This window comes from Saccharopolyspora sp. NPDC002686 (assembly GCF_040295745.1).
Lineage (GTDB): Bacteria > Actinomycetota > Actinomycetes > Mycobacteriales > Pseudonocardiaceae > Saccharopolyspora > Saccharopolyspora oryzae.
The window spans coordinates 1-9,751 of sequence record NZ_JBEOVY010000303.1 but is presented as its reverse complement, the minus strand read 5'-3'; the positions used below and the strand labels follow the sequence as shown (position 1 = coordinate 9,751).

The 9,751-nt window shown below is 69.8% G+C and carries 7 protein-coding genes; 3 read left to right on the top strand and 4 right to left on the bottom strand.

Annotated features, from left to right (window positions below; all coding sequences use genetic code 11):
- The 3 genes from gltB to ABTZ89_RS29975 all read right to left on the bottom strand — a co-directional run.
- The coding region (gltB, locus tag ABTZ89_RS29985) for a glutamate synthase large subunit (RefSeq protein WP_351050962.1) at positions 1 to 3,044 on the bottom strand (3,044 nt) is incomplete at its 3' end.
- A 454-nt stretch (positions 3,045 to 3,498) separates the two neighbouring features.
- Positions 3,499 to 4,782 (bottom strand): glycosyltransferase family 87 protein, encoded by a 1,284-nt coding sequence (locus tag ABTZ89_RS29980; protein ID WP_351050965.1) that lies wholly within the window; start codon positions 4,780 to 4,782, stop codon positions 3,499 to 3,501.
- 233 nt (positions 4,783 to 5,015) lie between these two features.
- The gene (locus ABTZ89_RS29975; RefSeq protein ID WP_351050959.1) at positions 5,016 to 5,513 is read right to left on the bottom strand and encodes a MarR family winged helix-turn-helix transcriptional regulator; all 498 of its coding nucleotides are present in this window, start codon (positions 5,511 to 5,513) and stop codon (positions 5,016 to 5,018) included.
- Positions 5,514 to 5,549: 36 nt separating this feature from the next.
- Here ABTZ89_RS29975 and ABTZ89_RS29970 point away from each other — a divergent pair, with 36 nt between their 5' ends.
- A complete protein-coding gene (locus ABTZ89_RS29970) occupies positions 5,550 to 7,145 on the top strand; it encodes an FUSC family protein (RefSeq protein WP_351050956.1) in 1,596 nt (531 codons plus the stop codon).
- A gap of 23 nt (positions 7,146 to 7,168) precedes the next feature.
- Here the strand turns inward: ABTZ89_RS29970 and ABTZ89_RS29965 are convergent, their stop codons facing one another.
- A complete protein-coding gene (locus ABTZ89_RS29965) occupies positions 7,169 to 7,789 on the bottom strand; it encodes a TetR/AcrR family transcriptional regulator (RefSeq protein WP_351050953.1) in 621 nt (206 codons plus the stop codon).
- A gap of 125 nt (positions 7,790 to 7,914) precedes the next feature.
- On the opposite strand from ABTZ89_RS29965, the gene ABTZ89_RS29960 reads away from it, so the two are divergent.
- Together ABTZ89_RS29960 and ABTZ89_RS29955 are read left to right on the top strand one after the other, a co-directional pair.
- Positions 7,915 to 8,925 carry an ABC transporter ATP-binding protein gene (locus ABTZ89_RS29960; protein ID WP_351050950.1) on the top strand — a complete coding sequence of 337 codons (1,011 nt, stop codon included), beginning with the start codon at positions 7,915 to 7,917 and terminating at the stop codon, positions 8,923 to 8,925.
- A partial coding sequence (locus ABTZ89_RS29955) for an oligopeptide/dipeptide ABC transporter ATP-binding protein (protein ID WP_351050947.1) occupies positions 8,922 to 9,751 on the top strand: 830 nt, incomplete at its 3' end. The genes ABTZ89_RS29960 and ABTZ89_RS29955, both read left to right, overlap by 4 nt.

Genomic DNA, 9,751 nt, shown 5'->3' with positions numbered 1-9,751 from the left:
GCTAGGTCCTCGATCGAATAGATGTCGTGGTGCGGCGGCGGCGAGATCAGCCCCACGCCCGGCGTCGAGTGCCGCGTCTTGGCCACCCACGGGTACACCTTGTGCCCCGGCAGCTGACCGCCCTCGCCTGGCTTGGCGCCCTGCGCCATCTTGATCTGGACGTCGTCGGAGTTGACCAGGTATTCGCTGGTCACGCCGAACCTGCCGGAGGCGACCTGCTTGATCGCCGAGCGCCGCGAATCGCCGTTGGCGTCCGGGGTGAACCGGTCGGCGTCCTCACCGCCCTCGCCGGTGTTGGACTTGCCGCCCAACCGGTTCATCGCGATCGCCAGCACCTCGTGCATCTCCTGCGAGATCGACCCGTAGGAGATGGCGCCGGTGGCGAACCGCTTGACGATGGACGACACCGGCTCGACCTGCTCGATCGGCACCGGCTTGCGCTCGCCCTCGCGGAACTTGAACAACCCGCGCAGGGTCATCAGCTCGCGGGACTGGTCGTCGACCGCCTTGGTGTACTCCTTGAACACCTCGTAGCGACCGCTGCGGGTGGAGTGCTGGAGCTTGAACACCGTGGTCGGGTTGAACAGGTGCGGCTCACCTTCGCGCCGCCACTGGTACTCGCCGCCGACCTGCAGCGTCCGGTGCGGCGCCTGGACCCCGTCGATGGGGTACGCCCGCTGGTGCCGGTCGGCGACTTCCTGCGCCAGCACGTCGAATCCGACGCCGCCGAGGCGGGAAGTGGTGCCGGTGAAGCACTGCTGCACGACCTCTTCGCCGAGCCCGATCGCCTCGAAGATCTGCGCACCGGTGTAGGAGGCCACAGTGGACACTCCCATCTTGGACATCGTCTTGCGAACGCCCTTGCCCAGCGCCTTGATGAGGTTGTCGGTGGCCTGCTTGGCGTCCACCCCGCGGATCACGCCGGTGGCGACGAGATCTTCGACGGTGGCCATCGCCACATAGGGGTTAACGGCAGCCGCTCCGTAACCGATGAGAAGAGCGACATGGTGCACTTCGCGGACGTCACCGGCTTCGACGATCAAGCCCACCTGGGTGCGGTTCTTCTCCCGCACCAGGTGGTGGTGCACCGCACCCGTGGCCAGCAGCGACGGGATCGGCGCGTGCTCGGCGTCCGCGGTGCGGTCGGAGAGCACCAGGACGTGCGCGCCGTCCGCGACGGCGGCCGAGACCTCCTCGCAGATCTCGTCGAGCCGGTTGCGCAGCGCTTCGCCACCACCCGCGACGTGGTAGGTCATCGACACCACGGCGGGCTTGAGGCCCGGCCGGTCACCGTCGTCGTCGAGGTGCACGATCTTGGCGAGCTGGTCGTTGTCCAGCACCGGGAACGGCAGCGCCAGGTTCCGGCACGCGGCCGGGTCGTGGTCGAGCAGGTTGTGCTCCGGCCCGACGTGGGTGCCCAGCGAGGTGACCAGCTCTTCCCGGATCGCGTCCAGCGGCGGGTTGGTGACCTGCGCGAACAGCTGGGTGAAGTAGTCGAACAGCTGCCGCGGGCGTTCGGAGAACGCGGCGAAGGGCACGTCGTTGCCCATCGAACCGATGGGCTCGGCCCCGGTGGTGGCCATCGGCTTGAGCAGCACGCCGAGTTCTTCCTGCGTGTAGCCGAAGACCTGCTGCCGGTGCACCAGCGAGTCGTGCGAGGGCAGTTCCCGCTCGCGGTCCGGCAGGTCGGCCAGGCGCACCACGCCCTCGTCCAGCCACTGCTGGTACGGGTACTCGGCGGCGAGCTCGCCCTTGATCTCATCGTCGTCGATGATGCGGCCGGCTCCGGTGTCGACCAGGAACATCCGGCCCGGCTGCAGGCGGCCCTTGCGGACGACCTTGTCCGGCTCGACCTCCAGCACGCCGACCTCGCTGGCCAGCACGACCAGCCCGTCCTCGGTCACCCAGTACCGGCCGGGGCGGAGGCCGTTGCGGTCGAGCACCGCACCGATCTGCGTTCCGTCGGTGAAGGCGACCAGCGCCGGGCCGTCCCACGGTTCCATCAGGTAGTTGTGGAACTCGTAGAACGCGCGGCGGGCCGGGTCCATCTCGGCGTGGTTCTCCCACGCCTCCGGGATCATCATCAGCACCGCGTGCGGCAGGCTCCGCCCACCCAGGTGCAGCAGTTCCAGCACCTCGTCGAAGGTCGCCGAGTCGCTGCCGTCCGGGGTGGCGATCGGGTACAGCCGCTGCAGGTCACCGGGGATCAGGTCGGTGGCCAGCATGCTCTCGCGGGTCCGCATCCAGTTGCGGTTCCCCTTGAGCGTGTTGATCTCGCCGTTGTGCGCGATGAACCGGTACGGGTGCGCCAGCGGCCACGACGGGAACGTGTTCGTGGAGAACCGGCTGTGCACCAGGCCGATCGCGCTGGCGAACCGCTCGTCGCCGAGGTCCGGGTAGAACGCACCGAGCTGGGCCTCGGTCAGCATCCCCTTGTAGACGATGGTGCGCGCCGACAAGCTCGGGAAGTACACGTCGACTTCGTGCTCGGCCCGCTTGCGCACGCAGAACGCGAGCCGTTCCAGGCGGAGTGGATCATCGGCGCCGTCCACGAGCGAAACCGGCGCGACGAACAGCTGCCGGAAGCTCGGCATCGTCTCGCGCGCCGAGGTGCCCGCGCAGTCGGGTGCGACCGGCAGGTCGCGCCAGCCGAGCAGCCGCAGGCCCTCTTCGGCCACGATCCGCTCGACGGTCTCCGCGGCCTGCGCCGCGGCTTCGGGATCGGCGGGCAGGAACGCGGTACCGACCGCGTAACCGCCGCGTTCGGGCAGGTCGAAGGGCACTTCGGCGCGGAAGAACGCGTCCGGGACCTGCGTCAGCAGACCGACGCCGTCACCGGTGTCCGGGTCGGCGCCCTTGGCGCCGCGGTGCTCCAGGTTGCGCAGCGCGGTCAGGGCTTTTTCCACGAGTTCGTGGCTCTGCCGACCCTGCAGGTCGGCGACGAAAGCGACACCGCAAGCGTCGTGTTCGTTGGCCGGGTCGTAAAGACCATCGGCGGCGGCGCTGCGTTGCGCCAAGCTTCTTGCATGGTGGGAAAGGGGCATCGTACCTCCCGTCGTCAGGCCGCGATCCGCATCCGGGCACGACTGACCCGCGGCGGAGCCGCAAGAACCTTTGGGGGCACTGACAAAAGGATGCGCCGTTGCACTCTTGGTCAGTTTGAGGCACTCTACATTTCGAGTGCGCTGAAGGCTACCGTCAAGTAACGCGAAATTAAGCGAAAGTTTCGCGACTCCCAGGGACTGGGACGCCGCTGTCACATCCCTGCGAGTGCAGGGGATTCTGCACCACAACACTGTCCATACGCGACTGCCGAGCGCCACGAGTGGCGTTGTTCACGATCTTCTTGCGGCAGCGGCGAAGCGTCGCGCAGCGACCTCGGATTCGTTCCAGAACGGGCATTTTCACGGGTCACCGAGGCGAATCACCCGATTGCCCAATGGCTTCGCATTCCGGAAAGCGGCTGGTGATCCGGCCGCTTCCCGGAAGCTCAAGACCTCAGCGGGGCTCCGGCCGGACCTCGTCGCCGACGAGCGCCGAGGGATCCTCGGGAGCGCTCGCGATCGTGCGATTCCGGACGAACAGACCGAGCAGTCCCAGCAGCAGCAATCCGCACAACAGGTACGGATTGCCGAAGAAGTGCTCCAGCGGGGTCCACGGCGGACCCGTGGGCAACGATTTGAACACGGCCGCCAGCACGGTCACCGCGCTCAGCGCGGTCACGGCGAACCAGCCGATGCTGCGCAGCCGGACGGAGTAGCCGAGCATCACCAGCAGAGCGGGGGCGCACCACACCCAGTGGTCCGACCACGACGTCGGCGAGACCAGCAGCGCGAGCAGCCCGTTGGCCACCACCGCCAGCGCCGGATCGGTGCGGCGGACCGCGTAGGCCACCACGGCCGCGCAAGCCAGCGAGAGCAGCAGCCACAGCGCGTTCTGCACCGACGGCGCCAGCTCCAGGCGGGCCAGCCCACCCATGATCGACTGGTTGGTGTGGAAGGCGGACCCGCTCACGCCGTGCGCCGGGCCCTTGCCGAACCAGTACTCCACCGAAGCCCGGTAGTTCAGCGCAAAACCCACCAACGTGCCGAAAGCGGCAGTCACCACGACGGTCACCGCGGCGCGGAACTCCTTGCGGAACAGGAAGAACAGCAGGAAAGCGGCAGGCGTCAGCTTGATCGCCGCGGCGATGCCGATCAGCAGACCGCGCGGCCAGCGCGGGTTGAGCGCCAAGCAGTCGACGATCACCAGGCCCATCAGCGCGATGTTGATCTGGCCGAGGCCGAACGAGGCGTAGACCGGCTCCAGGAACAGCGTCCAGGGCAGCACCGCAGCGGCCACGGCCAACGCGCCGCGCCGCTCGACGGCCGGCCACAGGTGCCGCGTGACCAGGTACAGCGCCGCGCCGATGGCGAGCACGTCGACCAGGTACAGCGCGGCCAGCCCGGCGACGAACGGCAGCAGCGCGAACGGCAGAAGCGGTACCAGCGCGAACGGCGGGTACACCCACGGCAGGACGCGCCCGATGCTGACCGTCGGGGCGCTGTTCATGATGTCGCCGCCGGCCAGCCAGGTGTGCACCGCCCACCGGTAGACCTGGTAGTCGATGGCGGAGCCGTGGTCCAGACCGGCTCTGCGCATGACGAGCAGCAGCACGAAGGACGCGACCAGCAGCGGCACCGACACCGCGATGATGGCGCGGGAACGCCGCACCACGAAGTCGCGCAGGCGGTCTGGAAGTTCACCGAGGTCAAGCGCAGGATGGCCGGACTTGAACTGCACCGTGGCCAAACTGGGTCCTCTCGATCGGGCGACCGACGTCGATCACCGGTGCGTGACCGCTCGATCACGCCGCGCTCGCCAGGTCGCGGGAAATTCCCGTTGCAGAACCGGAAAACTCTAACTCACCGACGGCACACCCCCGGACGCGGCTCGCCGATCTGCAGTTTCAATTGACACTGCAGCTCTCGTGGGGAGCGGATCGCAGTTTCAATTGAAACTGCGGACCCCGAGCGTCACCGCATCATTCCGTCGAGTGATCCCAGGAGTTTGGTCAGCAGGGCTGCCAGCTGCTGGCGCTCGTCGGCGTCCAGCGGATCGAGCATCTGCCGCTCCCGCTCGAGCTGCTCCGGGAACAGCGAGTCGATCAGTTCCCGCCCGCGCTCGGTGAGGTGCACGTCGACCTCGCGGCGGTCGCGCCGGGAGGCGGTGCGGCTGATCAGGCCTTCGGCCTCCAGCCGGGCGAGGCGCTTGGTGGTGGCCGCCCCGGAGGACAGCGTCTCCTTGGTGAGCTGGCTGGGCCGAAGGCCTCCCCCGGCCCGGCGCAGCGCGCTGAGCACCTCGAACTCCATCCGCGACACGCCGACCTCGGCGAACGCCGCGTCGGTGAGCTGGTTGGTCAGCGCACCGAGCCGACGCACCCGGCCGATCACGTCGACCGGGGACACGTCGAGGTCCGGCCGCTGCTCGCGCCACTGCGCGCAGATCCGTCCGACCGCGTCGTCCAACGTCACTCCTTCACGAGTAAACCATCTGGTAATATTTTACTAGTGAACGTTCAGCCCAGCCACGTCGAGCCCGAACCCGCCTCGTCCCGCCTGCGCCGAACCCTCCGCGTCCGCGACGCGCTGCGGTTCACCCGAGTGGTCGGGGGTGTGACGGTCCCGGCGCTGCGGATCGGGCTGTCGTTCGGCACCCCGATCGCCCTGCTGGCGACGATCGGACGCCTGGACCTGGTGCCCTTCGCCGCGTTCGGCGCGTTCACCTCGTTGTACTGCCGGATCGACACCTGGTCCCGGCGGGCCCGCCTGCTCCCGCTCATCGCGCTGGGCCTGGTCGTGAGCGTGGCCACGGCATCGATGATCGCCGCCACCACCGGCGACGAGCTCATCGGGGTCCTGGTGCTCACCGCGATCGCCGCGCTGGGCAAGCTGGTCTCCGACGTGCTGGACTTCGGCCCGCCCGGTGGTCTGATGTTCGTCTTCGCGGCCGGCGCCGCCGCCTACTCCGCCCACGACCCGGCGGCCATCGGCCCGCACCTGGCCGTCATGGCGGCATCCGCGGCGTTCTCCGTGGCGTTGAGCCTGCTCGGCAACCTCCTGCACCCGACCGGCCCGCACCGCGTCGTCACGGCTCGCGCGCTCATCGCAGTCGCCGATCACCTCGAGACCCCGAACCCGGCCACCCGCCACCGCGCGCACCTCGCCGTGCACCGGGCGTCAACGACCCTGCGCGGCAACGGGCGCGCCATCGCCGCGCTCCGCGCCCACCTGGCCGACGCCGAGCAGCTGCTCCACCACCCCGCCGACGCCGACCACCTCAGGGACCTCGCCCGCAAGCTCCACCGCGGCCGGATCCCCGAGCCCCAGTCCCGGTTGAAGCCGCACACCCCCCGATCGCAGGCGCGGCCGACCTTGCGGTCCCGGATCTCCCCGTTCCTGCCGAACGCCGGGCGGATGCTGCTCGCCTGCCTGCTCGCCGGGCTGATCACCACCGCGGTGGGCCTCGACCACGCCTACTGGGCGGTCGTGTCGGCCAGCGCGGTCCTGCAGTCGACCCACGCCACGGCCACCTGGCACCGCACGGTCCAGCGCATGACCGGCACCCTCGCCGGGGCCGTGGTCGCGTTCGCCATGTTCGGCTTCCACCCGAGCCCGCTGGCGATCATGGTGCTGGTGGTCGTCTGCCAGCTGATCGCCGAGCTGTTCGTCCAGTCCAACTACGCGCTGGGGCTGGTGTTCGTCACTCCCCTGGCCCTCGGCCTGGCCTCGCTGAGCAACCCGGCGGCGCACAACGAGCTGATCGTCGAGCGCATCTCCACGACCGTCCTGGGCGCGCTGATCGCCGCAGCGGTGAGCCTGGTGCTGATCAACCACCAGTCCAACCGCCGCCTGAACGCCGCCCTCGTCGAATGCCGCGAAGCCCAGCAGCGCCTGCGCGAGGCTGAGGGGACCACTGCGGCCGACGCCCGCGCACGCCTCACGCGCTCGGTCTTCGCCCTCCGCAACGCGCACGCGGTCGCCGACGGCGAGATCTGGCACCGGAACCCCCGCACCCGGGAAGTCCTCGACACCGAGCACCAGGCCTACGAACTCCTCGCCGCCACCGCCCCGTCCCGTGAGCACTCCGGGACGTCGCTCGGCTAAAGCGCGCTACCGCCCGCGGGGCGTCAGGCGAGGGCGCCGTGGGCCCAGAAGTTCGCCAGTTCCCGGCTCACCTCGTGGACATCGCGTTCCGGGTAGCGGTGGAGGACGAAGCGCGTGTAGGCGTAGTGCTCGGTCATGCCGCCCAGGAACGCCGCGCTGAGCTCCGGGTCGAGGCCCGGGCGGATCAGGCCCCGCTCGATGCCCTTGCGGGCCATCCGCGTGATGCGGTCGTGGAACGTGCGCCGCCTCTCGGCCTGCATCGCTTCGATCTCCGGGTCGGTCTGCGCCGTCTCGTGCAGGACCCGGAACAGGTCGGCGTTGTCCTCGTAGTAGCGGAAGTAGCGCTCCGTGCTGATCACCACGGACTCGATCGCGTCCCCCGGGTTCCACCGGGCGCGCGACTGGTCGAAGAGGCCGTCCAGCAGCTCCGCCATCAGCTCGACCAGCGCTTCGCGCTTGTCCGTGTAGTACCGGTAGAACGCGCCGTTGGACAGGCCCGCCTCGGCCGCGATGTCGGCGACGCGGGACGCCGCGAAGCCCGACCGGCCGAACACCGTGCGCGCCGCGCGCAGCAGCGATTCCTTCGAACCGCGCCCCTTCGGCGTCTTCGGGCTGGCTACCGGCTGCAGCCGCTCAACGGCCACCGCTTCCTCCTGGTGATTCGGTACAGAGATGCGCCAACCTAGCGCATCTCAAAAAACTGATATTGACGTCAGTTTTACACACAGCTTAGAGTGCTCCGCGTCACACACCCCTCGGGAGGCCGGCGTTGACACTCCCCCGAAATTCCCCGGACCGGGTGCTGGAAGTCGAGCACCTGAACATCTCCTTCCTCGGCCGGAAAACCCGCACCACCGCCGTGCGCGACGTGTCCTTCGACATCGGTGCCGGCGAGATCGTCGGCATGGCGGGTGAGAGCGGCAGCGGCAAGTCCCTGACCGCGCTCGCCGTGATGGGCCTGCTGCCCACTCCACCCGCGGTGATCGACGGCCGGATCCGCTTCGCGGGCACCGACCTGCTCCGCCTCCCGCAGCCGGAGCGGCAGCGGCTGCGCGGCAGCGAACTCGGCATGGTCTTCCAGGAACCGATGAGCGCGCTGGACCCGGTGTTCACCGTCGGCCACCAGCTCACCGAATGCCTGCTCGCACATCGCGGCATGGGCAAGCGGGCCGCCCGCGAGGCCGCCGTCGAGATGCTCGAATCCGTCGGGATCCCGTTGCCGGAGCAGCGCTTCGGCGAGTACCCGCACCAGCTCTCCGGCGGGATGCGGCAGCGCGTGATGATCGCGATCGCGCTGATCTGCCGCCCCCGGCTGCTGATCGCCGACGAACCCACCACCGCCGTCGACGTGACGATCCAGGCGCAGATCCTCGAACTGCTGCGGGACCTGACGCGGCAGCACGGCACGGCGGTCCTGCTCATCACCCACGACCTCGGCGTCGTCGCCGAGCTCTGCGACCGGATGGTCACCCTCTACGCGGGCGAAACCGTCGAGAGCGGGCCCGTTTCCGACGTGCTCGGCGCGCCCCGGCACCCCTACACCTCGCGGCTGCTGCAGGCGATCCCGCGGATCGAGGCCCGCCACACCGAGCTCAAGGCGATCCCCGGCCGGGTACCGCCGCCGGACGCCCCGCCGCCGGGATGCGCCTTCCACCCGCGCTGCGACTTCACCACCGACGATTGCCGGGGCCACCGGCCCGAGCTGCTCCCGGTCACCGGCGCGCGCACGGTGCGCTGCACCCGCACCGCCGACCTGACGCTGCCGGGGGTCGCCCGGTGAGCGAGTTGCTTCAGGTCGATGACCTCGCGGTGTCGTTCGCGACCAAGCTCAGGGGCGAGCGGGTGCGCGCAGTCGACGGAGTCTCCTTCACGCTGCTCGAAGGCGAAACGCTCGGTCTGATCGGCGAATCGGGCTCCGGCAAGTCCACGCTCAGCCGGGCGCTGCTGCAGCTGGTGCGTCCCAGCGGCGGCGAGGTGCGCCTCGCGGGCGCGGACCTGGCGACGCTGCGCGGCAGGGCCCGGCGCGAAGCGCTGACCCGTTTGCAGATGGTGTTCCAGGACCCGAACGCGTCGCTGGACCCGCGGATGCACATCGCCTCCAGCGTCGAGGAGCCGCTCCTGGTGCAGGGCAAGGGGAATCGCGCCGAGCGCAGGACCCGCGCGCTGGCGGCGCTGGAGTCGGTCGGCCTGTCGGCCGAGCACGGCGAGCGCTACCCGCACGAGCTCTCCGGCGGCCAGAAGCAGCGGGTCAACATCGCCCGCGCGCTCGTCCTGGATCCGGCGCTGGTGGTCTGCGACGAACCGGTGTCGGCGCTGGACGTCGCGCTGCAAGCGGAGATCCTCGACCTGCTGCGCCGGCTGCAGGCCGGCCTCGGGCTGTCCTACCTGTTCATCACCCACGACCTGGCGGTGGTCTCGAACATCGCCGACCGGGTCGCCGTGATGTACCTGGGTCGGCTGATGGAGCTCGGCCCGGTGGACGAGGTGGTCGAGCGGCCGTTGCACCCCTACACCGAGGCGCTGGTCTCGGCGCAGCCGCGGATCGGCTCGCACCAGCGCGACCGGATCGTCCTCGAAGGCGACATCCCGAGCCCGGTGGACCCGCC